Below are 21,250 nucleotides of genomic sequence, written 5' to 3'. Positions count from 1 at the left end.
AATATTATACATAATAACATGGAGGTACGTTTTGAAATTTAAAATATTATTTTTAATTGGTTTTCTTATGTTTATTCTTGGAATATACTTTTCAAGTAAGTCCAATTTTATGATTATAATAGGAATATTAGGTGGTGGCATAATGGGATGCATGTCAGCACTTATAGGTCATTCTTTAGCAAAAGATATTAAAAATAAAAAAGGCAGTTTATAAACATATAATTTATTTGTAACACCGTATTTTTAAGAAATGAATATGCGGTGTTTTTGTTATATTTCAAATAAAACGAGAAAAAATTTAAAGATTGGATCATGATAGTGGAATATTTATAACAAATAATTTTGCCACAAATGTCACATTACCCTAATGTTACAAAAAAGTAATATTGCTAAGAAAAAAGTAATGTTAATAATGGGAAAATAAATTAAAAAAGAATTAACATATTATTAAAGGGTATATTCAGTATAATTAAGAGAAATTTGGAGGCAGAAATATGTATAAAATGTTACAAGTGAAAAATAAGACAATAGCAATAGCAATAGTGATTATTTTATTGTTATTAAGCATTATAGGGATAATAACAAAATTAAATAAGGACAAGGATTATATTGATAAATTGATTAATCAGTACAATCCACAAGGTGCAACTGCTGTGATTATAGAAAACGGTGTTATTACCAATGTAAGAAATTATGGATATGCAAATATTGAAAGAAAAGTTGTGGTTACAGATGAAACTCAGTTTAAAATTGCATCTATTTCGAAGACAATAACCGCATATGCTATAATGAAATTAGTTGATGAGGGTAAATTGGATTTAGATGTTCCCATAAATACATATTTAACTAAATGGCATCTTCCTGAAACTGAGTTTGATGAAAGTAAATTAACTTTGAGAACACTTATGTCTCATACAAGTGGCGTAACTGGAAGTGATGAATGTGGTTATAAAAAGCCATTACCCACAATTGAGCAGGCTTTAAAAAATAGAGATGTTAAATTGAAAAGAGAGCCAGGTGAAACATTTGAATATTCAGAGTTTGTAGGATTTGGTATCTGTCAGCTTATTATTGAAGAAGTCACAAATTCTAGCTTTGAAGAATATATGGAAAGAAATATATTCAAACCATTAGATATGAAAAATACAAGCTATAAAAATGAAAATTCAAATGGAAAGTTTGCAACTCCTTATGCAGGAATAGGTAAGCCAATTGAGATAACACCTATTGTTATGAACGGAGGAGGCGGTGTTTCAACTACAGCAGTAGATTTATCAAAATTTGTAGTTGAACTGATGAATTACTATAATAATGGAAACAAAGAAATGTTTAAGCCACAGAAAAATACACAAAGTATAGGAGGAGTATATGCTTTAGGAATCATTCCAAGAAAACTTAAAAATGGCAAAACTGTTTATGAACATAATGGAACATTCACAGGATGGAACGCACAAATGGCTTTTGAACCTGTTAGCAGAAATGGAATGGTTATACTTACAAATTCAGATAAATCCTATTATTTGACATACGGTTTAATGGAAAAATGGGGTGAAAGAGTTATTGGAGAAAAGGTTATTGATACTCAAATGAAGCAAATTGTCAAAGTGGTTTTCAACACAATAGTAACATTGGCTATGATTCTATTATCCTTAGTTGCAGTATTAGTTATTAAAATTAAAAAAGGAACTATTATTTTATCTGAAAAGCGTAAAAAAAGATATATTAAATCAGGTATTATAGTGTTTTCATTAGCAATTTTATATTATGGCTTTATGTACACTGATTTACCATGTAAATTATTGTTTAATGTGGATGATTATTATTTGTTTACCTTCTTTCCATTAAATTTTAAATGGGTAAATATTATATTGATACTTACTGGTGCTTTTATTATTTTTAGAAGTAGATATAGTAAAAATAAATTTTAAGCAAAAATAGGTATGGGTTAGAGTTGTTAAGTGAAATTTGGTACTGAATATTCTTAAATGATAAAACCGATATACAATTAAACAATTTATAAATATACCGTACTATTCAGAGATGAATTTATGGTATTTTTTATGTCTTATTTTGATTATAAGATGAATTAAATATGTTCTTTGAAAATTGAATAATGCGGTATTTACAAAATATGTTATAATTAATTCATAATTATATTGTTAAGGGGGGAAAACTTGTGGAATATGGGATATTAACTTTAATGTTTATTAGTGTAATCTTACTTTATATAAAAATAACTGAATTAAAGAAACAAGTTAAATCTCAACAGATACAGATTGATAACTTGTGTAAAGAAACTGGAAATCAGCAATTAGCTACATATTTTATTTCTGATGAAGAAAAAGAATATATAGTTCATCTGAAAAACAGTGGTAAAGAAGTTGAAGCTGTTAAAAAGTTAAGAGAAGTTACTTCTATGGATTTAGTACAGGCAAAGAAATATATTGATGCACTATAAATTTCAATTTATTGTTGAGTTAATTCGGAATATTAAATTATTACGAAGATAAAATTAAATATTAAGTTTATTAAAATACCGTATTATTTAAAAGTGAATATGCGGTATTTTTTAGTACGCAATTCAAAAACAATACGAACTGAAAGTGAAATATACTATTTAAAAATTGAATAATGATGCATTTGCAATATGTATAATAGTTTATTTATAATGGTAAGTGGTGGTAAAAAATAGATATACTTGAGTGGGGATTAGTAAAATAAAGTATAAAAAATTGGATAAAAAGGATATTTATAAGTTCATAGAAATGCGATTAAATCAATTACAAGAAGAAGATGCTGAACCGTTATTTGATTTATTACCTACATTGAATGAGTATTATGAAAAGCATTTTGATGATGGTACATTTGTTTCATGGTTGGCTATAGATGATGATAAAATACTATATAATTAAATTGCCAATTAGATAATAAAATAAGCTCTTCGAAGATTAAATAATGTGGTATTCATTGAATACCCTGTAATTATTAAAAAGTAAATAACAATTTGAAAGGAAGTTTTATTATGGGACAATTATCAGAACTGCCTAATATCGGAAAAGAAGTTGAAAGGCAGTTGAATAAAGTAGGCATATTTACTTATGATGAATTAAAAAATATTGGTTCAGAGCAAGCATGGCTGAAAATACAAGAAATTGACGCTTCAGCATGTATTAATAGATTGTTAGCAATGGAAGGTGCAATTCAAGGTATTAAGAAAACGGAGCTATCACAGGAACGCAAAGCAGAACTAAAAGATTTTTATAATTGGTATAAAAATAAATAGTAAAGGAGCATAATTATGTTTGAATCAAGATGTGGTGTTTGTTGTAATAATTGTGAGAGGAAAGAAAATGTAAATTGCAGTGGATGTATAGATATGAAGAAGCCATTTTGGGGTGGAGAATGTGGGGTTAAATATTGCTGTGAGGAGAAGAATTATAATCACTGCGGTGAATGCCCTGATTTTCCTTGTGATATACTTTCGAATATGGGAGTTGAAAAAGGATTTGATCCATCTCTTAAGATTGAGCAATGTAAAAAATGGGCTATGAATAAGTAAGATTAAGATGATAAATTTCAATTTAATGATGAAGATATAAGTTTATAATATTATCCTAAAAATTAACAATAGATATAAATATCGCATTATTTAGAAATAAATTTGCGGTATTTTTGTTTCGCAATTCAAAAAAATTACGAATTAAATAATTTTTTAAGTTTGAATGATACGGTGTTTACAAAATATGTTATAATTTATTGATGATAATAGGAAGATTTTAAATGAGAATTATTTGTATGAGAGATACAGATAAATAGGAATTTGCAGTTAGCATACTTTATATACAATTAACTGAGAAAGGAGGAGTTTATTATGATAAACAAGAAAAATAAAGAACTTTTATGGAGGGTTTTGCCTCTATAAATTATGGAGGAAATATGTTTAAAGATAAATTTAATATTAGTAATATTCCTGCAATTTTGTGGGGAAAAAACAGTGAGAAACTTTTTATTGCAGTACATGGAAATATGTCAAATAAGGAAGATGTTGCGATTCAAATTTTAGCTGAAGAAGCACTTAAAAAAGGTTATCAAGTATTGAGCTTTGATTTACCAGAGCATGGAGAAAGAAAAAATGAGAGCACTCCTTGCAAAGTACAGTTTTGCGTTAGTGATTTATCTATAATTATGAATTATGCAAAGGAACATTGGAAAGAAGTGAATTTGTTTGCATGTAGTATGGGGGCTTATTTTAGTCTTTTAGCATATAAAAATGATATATTAAGAAAGGCATTATTTTTATCACCAGTAGTTAATATGGAAAGAATCATAGAAAATATGATGAGATGGTTTAATATAACACCAGAACATTTGCAAAAAGAAATGATTATAGAAACACCTATTGGTCAAAAGTTGTATTGGGACTACTTTTGTTATGTAAAACAACATCCTATTAATACATGGAATGTAGATACAAATATTATGTATGGGGCAAAAGATGAGCTGTGTGAATTTGAAACTATTAATTATTTTACAAAAAAATATCATTGTGAATTAGAGGTCGTAGATGAAGCAGAACATTACTTTCATACAGAAGAGCAATTGAATGTATTCAAGTATTGGTTACGAAAACATATTGACTAACGAATTCCAATTTGTTAAGAAATTTAAAAAGTAATATGAGCAATATATTAAAATACCGTATTATTCCAAAGAGAATTTCACGGTATTTTTATATTGCAATACAAATACAATACGAACTGAAAGTTAAATATGTTATTTGAAAATTGAATAATATGGCATTTACAGAGTATGATACAATTAATTTGTAATATTAAACTTAAGTAAAAATTATTTGTATAAAACATATAGATAAATAGTAATTTGACGCACATCATCAACAAGGAAAAACTGAAGATTTTTTCGAGTATTGGATGTTAGAAAATCAGAAGTTATAAGGATTCCACCTATATTCGCATAATAAGGGATAGACATTTTGATACTTTGTAAGTAGGATTTTAGTATCAAAAACAAAGGGGTGTTAATATGAATCAATTATCTATAGGCAAATTTATTGCACAAAAGAGAAAAGAACACAATATGACACAGGAGCAACTTGGAGAAAAAATAGGTGTATCAAATAAGTCTATTTCAAAATGGGAAACAGGAAAATGTATGCCTGATTACAGTGTGGTGCAAGAACTATGCAAAGAACTTGAAATAACAGTTGCAGAACTAATGGACGGAGAAGAAATTGAGGAAAGCAGTGTACGCATATACGATGAGAAGCAGATTATGGATCTGTTAAAAAGGACGCAAGATTTAGAGAAACAAAAAAATACTATGTATGGGATTTTACTAATTGTAATGGGGATTGCTTTCTTTGCTGTTTCTCATAGTATTGGTGGTTCTGATGTAAAAGATTTTTTTGCTGGATTACTTTTGGGGTTATCTGTGGGAGAAATGCTGGTTGGTGTTTATTGTCTGGGAAGAAGTTTAAGCAAAAGATAAATTCCAATGTTAAAATGAGCTTAAAAAGTAAATTATAATTTGTGTGGGGGAAGTAGTGAATATGAAAAGATATATTGCATTTTTGCGTGGTATCAATATAAGTGGTAAAAACAAGGTTCCAATGGCAAAATTAAAGAATGGCTTTGAGGAACTTGGGTTTAGAGAAGTTAAGACATATCTGAACAGTGGCAATGTGATTTTTTCAAGTGATGGAGATGACATAGGGAGCTTTACAAACCAGATTGAAACAGTTATAAAAAATCAGTTTGGTTTGGATATTCCTGTTTTTGTCATATTAAAAGAAGAACTTGAGGACATTTTGCGTAATTCACCTGACTGGTGGGGCAATGAAAATAAAGACATCTATGATAATCTAATTTTTATTATGCCTCCAGCTACATTTGCTGAAGTATTCAACGAGATTGGAGAACCTAAGGAAGAATTAGAAAAGATAAAGGACTACAAAAAAGTGGTATTCTGGTCTTTCAGTCGAAAAGATTATCAAAAAACAAACTGGTGGTCAAAGACGGCAAGTGTAAACATCAGCAACAAGTTGACAATAAGAACGGCAAACACCATCAGGAAGTTAGTTGGAATGTAAGTGCTTTTCAAATTTCACTTTATCAATTAGGAATTATTAAGCAAAAAATAGATAACGTATTAAAATACCGTATATTCACTTTTGAATAATACGGTATTTTTTAGTTCGCAATACAAATAAATTTTGAATTAAATAATCTTTGAAGTTTGAATGATATGACATTTACAAAATATGTTATAATTAATTGATTAAAATGTAAAGTATAAAAAGATTGTATGTAAATTGTGTACAAACTACACAAGGATTTAAGTGGAGGAATGTATAAATATGATTAAGGAAATTAAAACTCGTAGAAGTATAAGAAATTATAGTAATAAATTAGTTGAAGATGAGAAGATAATTCAATTAATTGAGAGTGCGAGATTTGCTCCATCAGGTAGCAACACACAACCTTGGAATTTCATTATAGTAAAATCAGAATTAATTAAGCAAAAATTGGCACAGGTGTCTCACAAACAAAAATGGATGTTATCTGCTCCAGTTTTTATTGTATGTGTAGCTGATATACGTTGTAGAATAAAAGAAAATATAGATGTAGTATTAAATGAAAATAGTCCACAAGAAGAACTTAAGCAAATAATAAGGGATACGTCTATTTCTGTAGAGCACATACTACTTGAAGCTGAAAGTTTAGGATTAGGAAGTTGTTGGGTTGCATGGTTTACTCAAGATGAAATTAGACCAATTTTAAACATACCTAATGATAAATATGTAGTTGGAATTATTACTCTTGGCTATGCGAATGAGACACCAAAAGCTCGTCCAAGGAAGACAATTGAAGAAATAATACATTATGAAACTTGGTAAGAAATATAGGAAAATCAACAAGTGATTAGTAAATAGTTCAGAGTTAAATTGTGGAGGTGAAATTTTGATTAGTTTGTTATTAATGAAGCAGATTGCTGAACTTTTTTTAGTTATGGCCATGGGATTTATATTAGTGAAAACAAATTTATTGAAAGCAGAAGAAAGTAAAAGTCTTTCAAAAGTTGCACTTTATTTGGTAATGCCTTGTGTGATTATTAATGCATTTCAAGTTAAATATACAGAAAGTATACGGAACGGATTGATTCTTGCTTTTGTAGCAGCTGTATTGATTCATATTGAATTATTAATTTTAGTAAAAATACTTGAAAAGATATTTCATTTGGATTCAGTTGAAAAGGTATCTATAATATATTCAAATGCTGGAAATCTGATTATTCCAATTGTAACTGCTGTTTTAGGAAAAGAATGGGTTATTTACTCTAGTGCATTTATGTGTGTACAGTTAGTTCTTTTATGGACTCATGGAAAAATGGTGATTTGTGAAGATAAAAAAATAGATTTGAAAAAAATCTTTTTAAATATTAATATGGTTACTATTTTCTTTGGAGTTTTATTATTTGTTACTAGGCTGCAACTTCCAGATTTTATTACAGACACTATGGAGTCAGTAAGTGTTATGATTGGCCCTATTTGTATGATTGTAGTGGGAATGCTGATTGCAAATATGAGTTTTAGAAAGATATTTGCTTATAAACGAATTTACATAATTACTTTTCTTAAGATGATAGTATGTCCATTTATAAGTTTACTTTTACTTAAATATAGTGGAATGGGAAGTTTAGTACCTAATGGTAAGATAATTTTACTTATTAGCCTTCTTGCAACAATCACACCATCTGCATCATCAGTTGCACAAATGGCTCAAATATATGATAAAAACGGAGAATATGCTAGTGTTATAAATGTAGTTACGACTATTGTATGTATTGTAACAATGCCAATTATGGTTTGGTTATATCAAATGTAAGATATATTAGTTAAGTTACAATATAATCTTAACTAATGCAATTTAAATATTATATTAAAAAATTCGTATCATAAAGGTATGAATTTTTTTATTATATAAGAATAGAAGATTCAATTATAAATACTGTGTTATTCAAAAGTGATACAGTATTTACAAAATACGTTATAATTGTATTATAAGACGAGGATTATGGATATTAGGTATATGTGGAGGTAACTTTATGAGTAGTGTTATATATAGAAAATTAACATTGGAAGAGTGTCAGTGTATAAATGAAATGAACCCATCTCAATATATAGGAAAAGCGTGGAGAGAAGTAGATGGAAAACGCCAGTTGATAGAAATAAATTATCAAGATTGTGACTGGCCGAATGGTTATGAATATCACATCAGCCATTTAAAAGAAACTATTTTAAATAAGGGAAGTGCAATTGGTGCTTTTAATAGTAATAATAAATTGTTAGGCTTTGCAACAATTAATCGCCAGTTTTTTGGTGAAAGATATAATTATGTTTTGTTAGACCAATTGTTTATAACATTAGAATGTAGAAATAAAGGAATAGGTAAAAAACTATTTATGCTTTCTGCAAATGTAACAAGAGAATGGAATGCAGATAAAATTTATATTTGTGCTGGTTCAGCTGAGGAAACAATTGCATTTTACTTTGCATTAGGATGTAAAGAGGCGGAAGAAATAAACAAAGAACTATACGAAAGTGACAGAAGAGATTTTCAATTGGAATTTTCCTTATAAACATAATCTATATTTAAACATATTTCACAAGATTCTTATTTAACGACTAAAATATAAAATCAAATAATTGTTCTAAATACCGTATTATTCAGAAATGAATTTTATGGTATTTTTATGTCTCAATTCAAAAACAACACGAACTAAAAGTGAAATATGCTATTTAAAAATTGAATAATGATGCATTTGTAATATGTGTAATAATTTATTTATAATGGTAACATATCATAAAAGATATATATACTTGAAAAGATAAAAAATGAATAAAATAAAGTGTAAAACTTGTATGAAAGAGATGTTTACTTCGAAATTATTTATTTTTAGTGATTTTTGTATACAATCATTATCTTGGTTTGAATGTAACTTTAAATTATCTAATCTAGTATCAATACTAGATTAGATACATAATACATTTTCATGATAACACGCTACTATATTTTCTAATCTAAAATAATAAAGTAAGAAACCTTCATCAAAATATAGTATCTATATCCTAAGCTAACTAATTATAGTCATCATTAAGTGGCTCTGTTGCTTTAGAATCTCTTATACAAACTATATATTGAAAAAAATCTAACATATTTGCTTCTATTTCTTCTCCATTAAAAGTATAATACATTGGTGTTTCAGAAAAAGGTGAATTCTCACTCGTTAATTTATAAATGTTCAAATTACTATCTAATAAATCGTTAGTTTCCTTAATTTGAGGGTACATAATGTTAAGTTCATTAGTAGTGTATTCCATAGTATCAGTTATGCCCATCATATCGCAATTATCATAGTTATAAATTACTGTTAAAATCTTATCTTTAAATATTGAGTCATCAGAATTTAAATAGGCAGCAAACCACATTATATCTTTTTCTTTACTTTGAAATGTATGGTCAAGCCCCCATTGTCCGTAATACTTACCCTTAGGTAATTCATTTTGAAGAATTTGAAAGTTTTTATATATCAGGTTATCTCTAGTATTATTCCAATCTACGTAATCCTCATGCTTATATGCCTCTACGCTATTTAATACGTTCAAATTTACAAGGTTAAAACCAGTAAAGTTTTCTCCAAGATACTCCTTATATGTATTTTCATTCTTTTCTATGTTCTTTTGCAATTCATTTGAACATTGAGCAAATGTTTTATCAAATTCACCTGAATCATTAAATTTATTTTTAATCTTATCTATTACTGATTTTATTTCTTTAGGCGCTTCTTTATCTGGTAAAACATCTACTAAAAACTTATAGGCATTAATTGGTTGATGTTCTATATCAACGCCTACAACTTGAATTCTGCTTTCTTTAGGTAGAGTATTATTATATTCATATAACTTTTTAAAATGGTTATAACTATCTTTATTCCATGCAAATGTTCCTTTTAGTGGCTTATATATATCTTCTAATATTTTTATATCCCCAGTCTCTAAATACTTATTTATAAAATAAGCATCACTATAAGAGAGCTCACATAGATAATACTTAAAATCTGTTTTTTCTTTGAAATATTTTAAGAATTTCATATTTAATTGTTCATTAGCCTTAGTTCCATGAAGTTCAGCAGTAAAAAAAATTTCCTTTCCTTCTATATCTGAATCCATAATAGCTAAATCTTTAAATTCGCTTTCATCTTCTAAATCTACAGAACTATAATTTTTTTTCAAATACTCTTGCATAATTTCTCTTTTCTCAGGTGATTGTTCTAAACGCTTATTGGAAAATTGAATTGAACCTCCGTCTTTTTTACATCCAGTTAATAATATACATAATATAAAAAAAATTGATAGTAATCTTAGACTCACTTTCTTCATAATAATATTCCGGCCCTCTCTATAATAATTTAATAAATACTAGTTACTCACATTAATTGTAAAATATATACATAGAAATAACAATATTTTTGGGAAATAATTATATTTATTACAGTTTTTAATTACTTATTGAGAATAATCCTATTCTATGAAAATAAATTTCAATTTAATTTATCCACATCCTTTTAATTTAACATTATAACTAAAAAATAGGTTATTAAAGCATCTCATCATTCAGAAATGAATTTGCGATATTTTTTATGTCGTAATACAAAAAATACGAAGTGAAATATTCTTTAAAAATTGAATAATGCAGCATTTACAAGATATGTTATAATCGATTTATAATAAAATTATATAAGCAGTAGTAGAAAAAACACTTAATAAGAAAGTTGCTTAAGTAAGTAAAGATAATAATGTGATAGAAAAGAGAGGTACTAAAGATGAATACGTCAGCATCAATAACAGAATTTGTAGGAACAGCAATTGGAGATACTATTGGATTAGTCATAGCTAATGTTGATTGTTTTCTTCATGAAAAAATGGGATTAGATAAAAAATATAGGTCTATAGGAATAATTAGTGGAAGAACAGGTGCAGGACCACATATTATGGCAGCAGATGAGGCGGTAAAAGCTACTAATACAGAAGTAGCAAAGATTGAAATGCCAAGAGATACAAAAGGTGGAGCAGGGCATGGTTGCTTAATTATTCTAGCAGCAGAAGATGTAACAGATGTAAGAAGAGCAGTAGAAGTTGCTCTTAAAGAATTAGATAGAACTTTTGGAGATGTTTATGCATGTGATTCAGGCCACTTAGAACTTTCATATACTGCAAGTGCAAGCTTGGCATCAGCAAAAGCATTTGGCGCTCCTATTGGAAAAGCTTTTGGAATAATTGCTGGTGCTCCAGCTGCAATTGGTTTAGTAATGGCAGATACAGCAATGAAAGCTGCAAATGTTCAGATGGTAACATATGCGAGCCCTGATTCAGGAACAGCACATACAAATGAAGTAATTATAACAGTTACTGGAGATTCAGATGCTGTTAGACAATCAGTAATAGCTGCAAGGGAGATTGGATTATCATTATTAAAAACAATGGGGCAAGAGACTCAATCTTTGACTAAATCATATATTTAGAAGATAATATTTAATTAAAGATTAAATTATAAAAACAAATACTTTATTTGAGCACCGTATTATTCAAAGCTGAATTTTACGGTGTTTTTATATAGTAATAGAAATAAAAAATTGTGGAAGTTAAATAATGTTATATATAAAATATGTTATGATTTACTTATAATAGCAGTATATTATTTAGCTATAATTGTATATTGTGTGAAGATTAAATTGTTATTTAATTACTTGTGGAGGGAAAAAATGAATTTAAATAAATGCAATCAATATTTAAGATATATTGAATTATGTAGAGAAAGAATAGAGTCATTTTCTAAGTATCCATATAGTTTATCCGCGATAAAAGATTTATCTAGAATAGATTTCCATCCTAAAGTTACATATATTGTAGGTGAAAATGGTACTGGTAAATCAACGATACTTGAAGCTATTGCTATAGCATGTGGATTTAATCCAGAAGGTGGAACTAGAAATATTAATTTTTCAACAAACAATACTCATTCAGATTTATACAAGAATATTAAATTAATTAGAGGTGTTAAAAGGCCTAATGATGGCTTTTTTCTAAGAGCAGAAAGTTTTTATAATGTGGCTACAAATATAGATGATGTAGATGTGAGTAGAGCATATGGAGGAATATCACTACATGCACAATCCCATGGAGAGTCTTTTTTGTCAGTTATTAAGAATAGATTTAGTGGGAATGGTTTATATATTTTAGATGAACCAGAAGCAGCATTATCACCATCAAGACAAATGTCTATGCTTGTTATAATGAATGAATTAGTACAGAAAAATTCTCAGTTTATAATAGCTACTCATTCACCTATAATAATGTCTTATCCAGATTCAATTATTTATGAATTAAACAATGGTATAAAAGAAGTTGTGTATAAAGATACTGAGCATTACAAAATTACTAAAAATTTTCTTGATAGACCTGAAAAAATGTTAGAAGTACTTTTATCACAGGAATAAAAAATATGGGCAAAAAGGTAATTTACAATAGTGAAACAATATTAACCTCCTAATCTTTCACTAACTGTAAGTGTTTTATTTTGATAAATCCATTTATACTAATTATAGGATATGAAAAGCAAATAAAAATCAGGAGTTCTATTTATTTGCTATAAGGATATTATATGAAAGGTGATTATAATGGATGAAAGAATATTAGAGGTTAAAAACTTAAAAAAATATTATGGTAAAAAAGATTCTGTAACTAAGGCTTTAGATGGAATAAGCTTTCAAGTAATAAATGGTGAATTCATTGGCATCATGGGCAGTAGCGGTTCAGGAAAAACAACGTTACTTAATTGCATTGCAACTACAACTTATCCTACAGAAGGAAATATTTTATTAAATGGTGAGAATGTAGAAAAATTTAAAGGTAATAAATTAGCTAAGTATAGAGGAAATAAAATAGGATATCTATTTCAAAATTTCGAATTATTAGAAAATCTAACAGCAAGGGAAAATATATTACTACCAATGGCCATTCATAATAAATTACAGGATAATAATAAGGTAGAAGTAGAAAAATTAGCAGAATATATGGAGATAAAAGATATATTAGACAAATTTCCAAATGAAATTTCAGGAGGACAAAAACAGCGTGTAGCTGCTGCGAGAGCTTTAATTTTAAACCCGCAAATTATTTTAGCTGATGAGCCAACAGGAGCATTAGATTCTAAAAATGCAAAAGCCTTAATGCAAAAACTAGCTGATTTAAATGAAGAACAAAAATCAACCATCTTAATGGTTACACATGATGCAAATGTAGCTAGTTTTTGTTCAAGGATTTTATTTATACAAGACGGAAAGCTTTTTCATGAGTTAAGGTATAAAAAATTAGAGGAATCTAGACAAGCGTTTTATGAAAGAATACTTCTAGTTATGGCACAACTAGGAGGTGGAAGTGCAAATGTTTTATGATTTAGTTAAAAGAAATAGTAAAAGAAATCGAAAAGAAAATGGGTTGTTCTTTGTATCGTTAATAGTGTCTATAGTTGCATTTTATATTATTTTATCTCTTGAAAAGCAAGATGTTATTATATTTTTAAAGACTATGGAAAGTCAGGCTTTGGAAAAGTTGTTTTTATTGATTCCAGTTTTATATGGATTATCTTTATTTATCTTATTCTTTCTTGTATATTTTGCAGGTAAATATCAGCTAGAAAGAAGAAACAGGGAACTTGGAATGTACTTAATGCTTGGTATGAAACGTAGCAAATTAGTATTAATGCTTTTTGTAGAAGAGTTATGGAACAGTATATTGTCATTAGCAATTGGTATTCCAGTAGCAGTTTTTATATCAGAAGTTATTAGTTTAGTGACAGCTAAAATAGTAGGGCTAGGCATAATAGGACATAGCTTTACCTTTTCAATTTCAGCTGTTATTGGGACTATTGTTGGCTATTTTATTATTAGATTTGTAGCAATTATTATTTTAAGTGGTAAATTTTCAAGAAAAGAGGTTATAGAATTACTTTCAGATTCCCAATCAGAAAAGAAAAGAAAAATTAACAAGGTAGTTGTTACAATTAAGTTGTTATTAGGAAGTATTTTACTTGCAGTAGCATTTACCATTGCAATAACGGAAATATCATGGTCGAGTTTAAAGTTCTTTGGAATAACAGTAATACTAGGTCTTAGTGGAATGTTCCTATTACTTCAAGGAATAGGAGTTTTATTTGAAATAATACTTAAAAAGAAAACTAACAGAAATGAATTGAAAATGTTTACCTTTAGGCAATTGCAAGAATCAGTATTTCTAAAACCAAATACTATGGCTATTTCATCAATATTAGTTTTAATGACAATTACTTGCTTTGCATATGGTATATCAGTTGGATTCTTATTTAATTCAAAGGAACCACATATTATTGATTATACCTTTCAAGCAGATGAGGAAGAAGTAAAGTCTTTAATAAACAAACTAGATTTAAATAAATATATTGATGGTTTTTATGATATGAGAATTGGAATGTTATATAGTGACACTTTTTCACCAGAAGGCTTAATAAAAGCTGTAGAAAATCAAAAATATGGTAAAGAAAAGGATATTTTATTAAATAACCTTCAAGTATTTGATTCACCATATTTAATTTCAGTAGATTCATATAATGAAATTTTAGAATTACAAGGTAAAGCTCCTATAGAATTAAAGAATAATGAAGTAGCGCTTTATGAAAACCCCAAGTTTAAAATTGGTGATATAATGGAAAGTGTTTTAAAGGAAAAACCTTCTTTATACTTAGATGGTGAAGAATATATCATAGGAGAAAAATACTATTCTGATAGTATTGTAACAGATAGGTTAATTACTATAAGTAGAGGGTTAATAGTATCTGAAGAAGTTTTTAACAAATACACAAGACCAAATAATGTAAATACTTATTGGAATGTAACTTTAAATAAGGGATTTGTTAGAGAAAAGGGATTAATGCAAGCTATTAGTTATGTTAATGAAAAACTTGATACTACTGAAATAAGTTATGAAAGTTATCTTCAAAATATAGGAAGAGAATTATTTTTCACAGTATCAGTAAGCTATACAACTATTTACTTAGCAGTTATTTTTCTTATAATAGCCAATACAGTTATGGGAGTACAGTTCTTAATGCATCAAGAAAAAACAAAAAAAAGGTATTTATCATTAACTTATCTTGGTGCAAGCTATGAGATGTTATGCAAATCTGCAAGAAATCAAATTACTTGGTATTTTTCACTACCAATAATAGTTGCAGCTATAAATAGCATATTTTCAGTAAGAGCATTATTTACAGGTCTTATGCCAACAACAATGAAAGAGCAGGTTAGTAAACTAATGATAATTGCAATTCCTATTATTGTGCTAATATGTATGGTAGAATTATTTTATATGCACTTTGTAAAGAAAATTAGTGATAAGAGCATTCTAAAGCTTATGGATGTTAAGAGAGAAGATAATTAGAGGTGATAATAGTGAAGAAGATTGTAATTGTAGAAGATGAGCTTTTTATGAGAGAAGAGCTTCAGTATATTTTAGAGAAGGAAGGATATGATACCTTTTCTATAATTAAATTTTCTAATGTGGTAGATAAGATTATATCTGCTTCACCAGACCTTGTATTATTAGACTTAAACTTACCAGAAATATCTGGCTTTGAAATATGTAAAGGAATTAGAAATAAAAGTAATGTTCCAATACTTGTTTTAACAGGGCGTGATCAAATGAAGGATGAGTTACATGCCCTTGATATTGGCGCAGATGAATATATAAACAAGCCTTGTCATAAAGAGCGTTTGTTAGCAAGAATAACTAATTTGCTTCGTCGTTTAGAGGATAGAAGGCATTTTGTAGAAATAAAGGATGCTAGCTTAGATTTACAAACGTATACAATAAACATTAAAGGGAAAGCTGCTATCTTACCTGAAAATCAAGGGAAGATAATGGAATTACTACTTGAGAATTATGAGGAGCTTGTTACTAAGGAAATGTTATTAAATAAGCTTTGGGGTACAACAAAATATATTGATGAAAATGCCCTTCATGTAAATATGACAAGGCTAAAGAAATCCTTACATAAATTAGATACTAATTATAAGATAAACACAATTAGAGGAAAGGGGTATTCCTTAGAGCTTATAGGAGACAACAATGATTAAAAAGATAAGAGGAATATTAATAAAAAATAAACTTTGGATTATTGTTATACTTATATTAAATTTTATATTTGGTGGACTGTTGTGGCTTAGCAATGATAAGGCTTTTCGTTATATTTTTCCTACAATGATAATTGGGTCAATGATTTTGTATTGTGCTATAGCATTTATTCTGTATAAAAATGATTTAAAAAGAGAAGATGCAATTTATAACTATTTAAATGAACCTACTATAAATAATGAAAATCAAATTATAAAGTTATTTAATCATGAAGAAGCTAATGTAATTAGAAAAATAGGTGGAATTTTAAGAGAAAATCAAAGTACTATAAACACTTATAAGCAAGGAATAGATGAATACGAGGAATACGTAGAAGCTTGGGCACATGAAATAAAAACACCATTAGGATTAATGACCTTTGTGTTAGATAATAGAAAAGATGAAATATCACAAGTAGCATATAAGAGATTGCAATATGTAAGAACTAAAATGCAAGAAGATATAGAAAGAATGCTATATTATGCAAGACTAAAATCTACTTGTAAAGATTATTTTTTAAAAGAACTTTCATTAAATGATAGTTGTGCAGAAGTAATTGAAGAATATAAAGTGATATTACAGGAAAAAGGTATAGAAGTAAGTTTAAATGTTGGTGACTGCAAGGTTGTATCTGATAAACGAGGTATGCAATTTATAATAAGACAAATAATTAGCAATGCAATTAAGTACACAGATGTCGAAGAAACTGAGGCAAAAATAGTTATTACTTCAGTTGAAAATGAGAAATACATAAAGCTAAATATAAGAGACAATGGAATTGGAGTTAAACCTTATGATTTACCATTTATATTTGAAAAAGGTTTTACTGGTATGATTGGGGAACAAAGAAAAAATTCTACAGGAATGGGCTTATATCTAGTAAAACAAGTATCAGAAGGATTAAAAATAAAGCTAGAGTTAAATGAGAAATATACTGAAGGTTTTCAAATTGCATTGATATTTCTTAAGATTATTGATTTATAAGTATAGAAAAAACACTTAATTAATGAAAGTTATAGTTTTAAAAGTGGATTTTATAAAATACCGTACTATTCTAAAGTGAATATGCGGTATTTTTTATATCATAATTCGATTAAATGACGAAGTAATTAATAAAAAGTGTTATTTGAAAATTAGATAGTTTGGTATTTACAAAATATGTTATGATTGAATCATGATAATATGAAGGTTTTAAATAAAAATTATTTTTATGAGATATACAAATAAACAGAAACTTGGAGGTTAATCATGAAAAAGTGGTATGATGAGGAGTACGAATTTGAAATTGAGGTAACTGGATTTCTTCGCAGTGACCAGACAGAGCGATACTGCCGAAACGGCGAGGAAGTCGGGGATAAGTATACTTGCACCTATGGCTGTCCCATAAATGCGGATGGACAGGGTATCTGTTCTAAGGTCATGATGATTATGTTCCCAATCATGGAGTCAGTCAGAAGTGGCGGAGATTTAGAGAACATTGGAGGCGATGGCAAATATAGCAAAGACATTGTATGTCCAGATGGCTGCGTAATGTTCAGGTTGACGGCAAAAAAACTTGACAATGAGAATTTTTATAAAGGGAAGTTTTTTGATTAATTTTGATTTTTATTGTGCTTAGTTTGAATAAAATGTGAAATGAAAATTATTTATTTTATGTAGTGGGTGATACTTTGTTGGAAATTCTTAAACTAGATTTAAGGTATTGTAATGCTCTTGCCAATATGTGAACCTTACAGGAAGTATTCAAAAATGTAATCCACGATACAAAAGAATGTGTGAAAAATGTGGTGCCATTTTAAAAAAATGAAGATAGATGGTATCTAACATTCAAGTTATAGGAATAAATTTTATTTAACTTTATAACTAAAAAAATAAATAGTTTCTTAAAATACCGTACTATTCTAAAGTGAATATGCGGTATTTTTGCGTTACAATTCAAATAAAATACAAAGTAAAATGTTGTTTAAAAAATCGTCACAAAATATGTAACGATTTTTAAAAATTTGAGTATGAATAATAATCTTTAAAAACTAAATAATGTGATGTTAAGAAGTGAAAAAATTTATATTTATTAGTAAAATAACCATTGATTAGCATGAGCATGTGATATAATTACTATTAGTTAAGCTATGGCAGTGTTAAAAGGAGAGTTAGAATTATGAAAAATAAGCCCAATAGACTAATTTATTCTGAGGAATATGTATGCATTAATGGAATTGAGCAATATTTATTTCATTCTGGTACAAATTATAATAATCCAGTAATGTTATTTTTACATGGTGGCCCAGGAAGTTCAGAATCATTATTTGCATATATGTTTCAAGAAAAATGGGAAGACGTTTTTACAGTAGTTCATTGGGATCAACGTGGAACTGGAAAGACTCTTACAAAGAATAAAGATAAGTATCCTACAATTGAAGTGATGATAAAAGACTTATTTGAAGTTGTTCAATATTTAAAGAAGAAATATAATAGGGAAAAAATAATAATACTTGGTCATTCTTGGGGAAGTGCTTTAGGTAGTATATTTATAAAACAATACCCAGAAGAAGTAGCTTATTATATTGGAGTTGGGCAAGTTATCAATATGATTGAAAATGAGCGAGTTGGTTATGAAAAAGCTAAGGAGTTAATTATACAGTGTAATGATAAAAAAGATTTAAAGAAGCTTAAGGATTTAGGACAATATCCAGGGGACAAATTTGACGATAATTTTATGAAGAAGTGCATGAAAATACGTAAAATTCAGGGGAAATACAATTTAGCTGTAAATCTAAGTTTTTCTATGCTTGTAGCTGTATTTAAAAGTCCTATTTTAAAGTTTTCTGATATTTCTGCAGCAATTAAAGGGAGCAAAGCAAATAAAGATTTGTTGGCATTTTTATTTCACTTCGATTTAAATTCTGAATCTAAAGAATATAAAGTGCCAATGTATTATATTCTAGGTGAAAATGATTGGCAAACTCCTCATGTTATTGCTGAAAAATACTTTGAGAGAATGAATGCACCGTATAAAAAGTTATATTTAATACCTAGTGCTGGACATATGACAATGATAGATCAACCTGATTTATTTTTTGATGCTTTAACAGACATTAATAAAAAAGAAAAGACTAAAGTAGGTTTATAGTAGTAATATAATAATGATTTACTTAAACACCGCATTATTAATAAATTAAGTTTTGGGGTGTTTTTATGCTATAATCAAAAAAATCAAGTTAAATAATCTTTAAAGTTTGAAGAATTTGATATTTACAAAATATGCTACCTTTATTAAAAGCATAAATGGGAGTTTGAAAAGGAGAAAAAATGGTTTTATTAATTATCGATACACAAAAGCTAATAACAAACGAAAAATTATATAAATTTGATATATTTGTATCTAATGTTAAAAAAATAATAAATCAGGCTAGATTAAATAATATTGAAGTAATATATGTACGTCATGATGATGGGATAGGAAATGAGCTAACAAAAGGAAATGATGGGTTTGAGATATATGAAAAATTTAAACCAATAAATGAAGAAAAAATATTTGATAAAGTTGTTAATAGTGCATTTAAGGGTACAGGTTTATTAGAATATTTAATAAACAAAGGTGAAGAAAATATAATCATTGTAGGATTACAAACAGATTATTGTATTGATGATACTATAAAATGTGGATTTGAACATGGATTTAATATTGTAGTTCCAGCATATGCAAATACAACAGTAGATAATAAATTTATGTCGTCGGAGCAAAGTTATAAATATTACAATGAATATATGTGGAATGGTAGATATGCAGAGTGTATTTCAGTGGATGAAACACTTAAAAGAATGAAAAAGTTAAATTAAAATTTACAAAAAAACCGTAAATTCAGAATGAATTTGTGGTGTTTTTGTGTCATATCTTGATTATTAAGGGATATAATTTTTGAAAATTCACACGCAAATAATGTTCTTTGAAAATTGAATGATACGGTGTTAGAAGATATGGTAAAATAAATTTACAATTTATTTTGAAAGGTGAGAATAATAATGTGTTTTAGAATAATTAATAGAAGCAATTGGGAGCGTGAGGAATACTTTAATCATTATTTTTCAAATGTTCCATGTACTTATAGTATGACCGTAAAACTTGATATAACAAAAATAATAAAATCTAAACAAAAAATTTATCCAGCTATGTTATACTTTATATCAAAAGTTGTAAATAATCATAAAGAATTTAGAATGACATTAGATCAGGATGGGAAATTGGGCTTTTTTGACAAGTTAAATCCAAGCTATACAGTGTTTCACAAAGATACAGAAACATTCTCTAGTATATGGACAGAATACTCTGAGGATTATGGTTTGTTTTGTGAATTTTATGAAAAGGATGTTAAGAAGTTTGCCTCTGTAAAAGTACTGATGGCAAAGCCAAACATGCCTATTAATAGCTTTACAGTATCAATGATACCTTGGACAACATTTGAGGGATTTAATTTGAATTTGAAAAAGGGATATAATTATTTACTTCCTATTTTTACAATGGGGAAATATTACGAAGAAAAAAATAAATATATTTTACCATTAGCTATACAAGTTCATCATGCAGTATGTGACGGATTTCATGTGTGTCGCTTTGTAAATGAATTGCAAGAATTAATAAATGTTAATTTATTAAATAGTTTAAGCTAAATTTATATTAACAATTTTAAGATATTAAGAAAATAATATTAGATATTAAATCAATTAAAATACTGTAATATTCAAAACTGAATTTTACGGTATTTTCACATTGTAATAAAAATAACAGACAAGATAGATAAGGAAGAATAATTTTTTATTAGTACATAATGTAGTAAAAGATTAAAAGAAAATATTCTAAAGTTATTGAATAAATTCAAATTTTTGTTATCAGTTAAGAAAAAATATAAATAAAACCTAAAACAATCAAAGCTGTTCCTAAAAAAATATGTTTAGTATTATTAGGAA

General features: G+C 27.5%; 23 protein-coding genes. 22 read left to right on the top strand and 1 reads right to left on the bottom strand.

Annotated features, from left to right (window positions below):
• Positions 1-31 precede the first annotated feature (31 nt).
• The 12 genes from KQI36_RS00360 to KQI36_RS00305 all read left to right on the top strand — a co-directional run bounded on the left by KQI36_RS00360 (position 32) and on the right by KQI36_RS00305 (position 8,658).
• Complete coding sequence (locus tag KQI36_RS00360; protein WP_216449163.1) at positions 32-214, top strand: hypothetical protein; 183 nt, start codon at positions 32-34, stop codon at positions 212-214.
• A gap of 280 nt (positions 215-494) precedes the next feature.
• Positions 495-1,928, top strand: a complete 1,434-nt coding sequence (locus tag KQI36_RS00355; RefSeq protein WP_216449162.1) for a serine hydrolase domain-containing protein — start codon at positions 495-497, stop codon at positions 1,926-1,928.
• 248 nt (positions 1,929-2,176) lie between these two features.
• On the top strand, positions 2,177-2,458 hold the full coding sequence (locus KQI36_RS00350; RefSeq protein ID WP_216449161.1) for a 50S ribosomal protein L7/L12: 282 nt from the start codon (positions 2,177-2,179) through the stop codon (positions 2,456-2,458).
• 274 nt (positions 2,459-2,732) lie between these two features.
• Positions 2,733-2,912 carry a hypothetical protein gene (locus KQI36_RS00345; protein WP_216449160.1) on the top strand — a complete coding sequence of 60 codons (180 nt, stop codon included), beginning with the start codon at positions 2,733-2,735 and terminating at the stop codon, positions 2,910-2,912.
• Positions 2,913-3,022: 110 nt separating this feature from the next.
• Positions 3,023-3,283: a TfoX/Sxy family protein gene (locus KQI36_RS00340; RefSeq protein ID WP_216449159.1), complete on the top strand. Its 261-nt coding sequence runs from the start codon at positions 3,023-3,025 to the stop codon at positions 3,281-3,283.
• 15 nt (positions 3,284-3,298) lie between these two features.
• Positions 3,299-3,559 carry a DUF3795 domain-containing protein gene (locus KQI36_RS00335; RefSeq protein WP_216449158.1) on the top strand — a complete coding sequence of 87 codons (261 nt, stop codon included), beginning with the start codon at positions 3,299-3,301 and terminating at the stop codon, positions 3,557-3,559.
• A gap of 377 nt (positions 3,560-3,936) precedes the next feature.
• Complete coding sequence (locus KQI36_RS00330) at positions 3,937-4,641, top strand: alpha/beta hydrolase (RefSeq protein WP_216449157.1); 705 nt, start codon at positions 3,937-3,939, stop codon at positions 4,639-4,641.
• A 402-nt stretch (positions 4,642-5,043) separates the two neighbouring features.
• Positions 5,044-5,508, top strand: a complete 465-nt coding sequence (locus tag KQI36_RS00325; RefSeq protein WP_216449156.1) for a helix-turn-helix domain-containing protein — start codon at positions 5,044-5,046, stop codon at positions 5,506-5,508.
• 61 nt (positions 5,509-5,569) lie between these two features.
• The gene (locus KQI36_RS00320; RefSeq protein WP_216449912.1) at positions 5,570-6,109 is read left to right on the top strand and encodes a DUF1697 domain-containing protein; all 540 of its coding nucleotides are present in this window, start codon (positions 5,570-5,572) and stop codon (positions 6,107-6,109) included.
• Between the two features lie 267 nt (positions 6,110-6,376).
• Positions 6,377-6,916 carry a nitroreductase family protein gene (locus KQI36_RS00315; RefSeq protein ID WP_216449155.1) on the top strand — a complete coding sequence of 180 codons (540 nt, stop codon included), beginning with the start codon at positions 6,377-6,379 and terminating at the stop codon, positions 6,914-6,916.
• A 64-nt stretch (positions 6,917-6,980) separates the two neighbouring features.
• Positions 6,981-7,904 carry an AEC family transporter gene (locus KQI36_RS00310; protein ID WP_216449154.1) on the top strand — a complete coding sequence of 308 codons (924 nt, stop codon included), beginning with the start codon at positions 6,981-6,983 and terminating at the stop codon, positions 7,902-7,904.
• A 220-nt stretch (positions 7,905-8,124) separates the two neighbouring features.
• Positions 8,125-8,658 (top strand): GNAT family N-acetyltransferase, encoded by a 534-nt coding sequence (locus KQI36_RS00305; protein ID WP_216449153.1) that lies wholly within the window; start codon positions 8,125-8,127, stop codon positions 8,656-8,658.
• Between the two features lie 499 nt (positions 8,659-9,157).
• Here the strand turns inward: KQI36_RS00305 and KQI36_RS00300 are convergent, their stop codons facing one another.
• Entirely contained in the window at positions 9,158-10,459 is a 1,302-nt protein-coding gene (locus KQI36_RS00300; RefSeq protein ID WP_216449152.1) for an erythromycin esterase family protein, read from the bottom strand.
• A 443-nt stretch (positions 10,460-10,902) separates the two neighbouring features.
• Here KQI36_RS00300 and pduB point away from each other — a divergent pair, with 443 nt between their 5' ends.
• The 10 genes from pduB to catA all read left to right on the top strand — a co-directional run bounded on the left by pduB (position 10,903) and on the right by catA (position 20,953).
• Complete coding sequence (gene pduB, locus KQI36_RS00295) at positions 10,903-11,601, top strand: propanediol utilization microcompartment protein PduB (RefSeq protein ID WP_216449151.1); 699 nt, start codon at positions 10,903-10,905, stop codon at positions 11,599-11,601.
• Between the two features lie 240 nt (positions 11,602-11,841).
• The gene (locus KQI36_RS00290; protein ID WP_216449150.1) at positions 11,842-12,576 is read left to right on the top strand and encodes an AAA family ATPase; all 735 of its coding nucleotides are present in this window, start codon (positions 11,842-11,844) and stop codon (positions 12,574-12,576) included.
• Positions 12,577-12,756: 180 nt separating this feature from the next.
• On the top strand, positions 12,757-13,533 hold the full coding sequence (locus KQI36_RS00285) for an ABC transporter ATP-binding protein (RefSeq protein ID WP_216449149.1): 777 nt from the start codon (positions 12,757-12,759) through the stop codon (positions 13,531-13,533).
• Positions 13,523-15,553 carry an FtsX-like permease family protein gene (locus tag KQI36_RS00280; RefSeq protein ID WP_216449148.1) on the top strand — a complete coding sequence of 677 codons (2,031 nt, stop codon included), beginning with the start codon at positions 13,523-13,525 and terminating at the stop codon, positions 15,551-15,553. Before KQI36_RS00285 ends, KQI36_RS00280 begins: the two co-directional genes overlap by 11 nt.
• Positions 15,554-15,564: 11 nt before the next feature.
• On the top strand, positions 15,565-16,248 hold the full coding sequence (locus KQI36_RS00275; RefSeq protein ID WP_216449147.1) for a response regulator transcription factor: 684 nt from the start codon (positions 15,565-15,567) through the stop codon (positions 16,246-16,248).
• A complete protein-coding gene (locus KQI36_RS00270) occupies positions 16,241-17,269 on the top strand; it encodes a sensor histidine kinase (protein WP_216449146.1) in 1,029 nt (342 codons plus the stop codon). Before KQI36_RS00275 ends, KQI36_RS00270 begins: the two co-directional genes overlap by 8 nt.
• A gap of 264 nt (positions 17,270-17,533) precedes the next feature.
• Positions 17,534-17,881 carry a TIGR04076 family protein gene (locus KQI36_RS00265; protein ID WP_216449145.1) on the top strand — a complete coding sequence of 116 codons (348 nt, stop codon included), beginning with the start codon at positions 17,534-17,536 and terminating at the stop codon, positions 17,879-17,881.
• Between the two features lie 562 nt (positions 17,882-18,443).
• On the top strand, positions 18,444-19,415 hold the full coding sequence (locus KQI36_RS00260) for an alpha/beta fold hydrolase (protein ID WP_216449144.1): 972 nt from the start codon (positions 18,444-18,446) through the stop codon (positions 19,413-19,415).
• Between the two features lie 179 nt (positions 19,416-19,594).
• Complete coding sequence (locus KQI36_RS00255) at positions 19,595-20,125, top strand: cysteine hydrolase family protein (protein WP_216449143.1); 531 nt, start codon at positions 19,595-19,597, stop codon at positions 20,123-20,125.
• 183 nt (positions 20,126-20,308) lie between these two features.
• On the top strand, positions 20,309-20,953 hold the full coding sequence (gene catA / locus KQI36_RS00250; RefSeq protein WP_216449142.1) for a type A chloramphenicol O-acetyltransferase: 645 nt from the start codon (positions 20,309-20,311) through the stop codon (positions 20,951-20,953).
• Positions 20,954-21,250: the final 297 nt, after the last annotated feature.

The sequence above is a fragment of the Clostridium senegalense genome (assembly GCF_018916625.1).
GTDB classification, from domain to species: Bacteria; Bacillota; Clostridia; order Clostridiales; family Clostridiaceae; genus Clostridium_J; species Clostridium_J senegalense.
The sequence above is the reverse complement of the archived record's forward strand: the minus strand, read 5'-3'. Positions and strand labels throughout refer to the sequence as shown.

Coding starts and splice junctions, on each gene's coding strand:
- KQI36_RS00325 (WP_216449156.1), top strand. CDS start 5,044: ATGAATCAATTATCTATAGGCAAATTTATTGCACAAAAGAGAAAAGAA.
- KQI36_RS00300 (WP_216449152.1), bottom strand. CDS start 10,459: ATGAAGAAAGTGAGTCTAAGATTACTATCAATTTTTTTTATATTATGT.
- KQI36_RS00285 (WP_216449149.1), top strand. CDS start 12,757: ATGGATGAAAGAATATTAGAGGTTAAAAACTTAAAAAAATATTATGGT.
- KQI36_RS00335 (WP_216449158.1), top strand. CDS start 3,299: ATGTTTGAATCAAGATGTGGTGTTTGTTGTAATAATTGTGAGAGGAAA.
- KQI36_RS00320 (WP_216449912.1), top strand. CDS start 5,570: ATGAAAAGATATATTGCATTTTTGCGTGGTATCAATATAAGTGGTAAA.
- KQI36_RS00270 (WP_216449146.1), top strand. CDS start 16,241: ATGATTAAAAAGATAAGAGGAATATTAATAAAAAATAAACTTTGGATT.
- catA (WP_216449142.1), top strand. CDS start 20,309: ATGTGTTTTAGAATAATTAATAGAAGCAATTGGGAGCGTGAGGAATAC.
- KQI36_RS00340 (WP_216449159.1), top strand. CDS start 3,023: ATGGGACAATTATCAGAACTGCCTAATATCGGAAAAGAAGTTGAAAGG.
- KQI36_RS00355 (WP_216449162.1), top strand. CDS start 495: ATGTATAAAATGTTACAAGTGAAAAATAAGACAATAGCAATAGCAATA.
- KQI36_RS00330 (WP_216449157.1), top strand. CDS start 3,937: ATGTTTAAAGATAAATTTAATATTAGTAATATTCCTGCAATTTTGTGG.
- KQI36_RS00305 (WP_216449153.1), top strand. CDS start 8,125: ATGAGTAGTGTTATATATAGAAAATTAACATTGGAAGAGTGTCAGTGT.
- KQI36_RS00255 (WP_216449143.1), top strand. CDS start 19,595: ATGGTTTTATTAATTATCGATACACAAAAGCTAATAACAAACGAAAAA.
- KQI36_RS00260 (WP_216449144.1), top strand. CDS start 18,444: ATGAAAAATAAGCCCAATAGACTAATTTATTCTGAGGAATATGTATGC.
- pduB (WP_216449151.1), top strand. CDS start 10,903: ATGAATACGTCAGCATCAATAACAGAATTTGTAGGAACAGCAATTGGA.
- KQI36_RS00290 (WP_216449150.1), top strand. CDS start 11,842: ATGAATTTAAATAAATGCAATCAATATTTAAGATATATTGAATTATGT.
- KQI36_RS00315 (WP_216449155.1), top strand. CDS start 6,377: ATGATTAAGGAAATTAAAACTCGTAGAAGTATAAGAAATTATAGTAAT.
- KQI36_RS00280 (WP_216449148.1), top strand. CDS start 13,523: ATGTTTTATGATTTAGTTAAAAGAAATAGTAAAAGAAATCGAAAAGAA.
- KQI36_RS00265 (WP_216449145.1), top strand. CDS start 17,534: ATGAAAAAGTGGTATGATGAGGAGTACGAATTTGAAATTGAGGTAACT.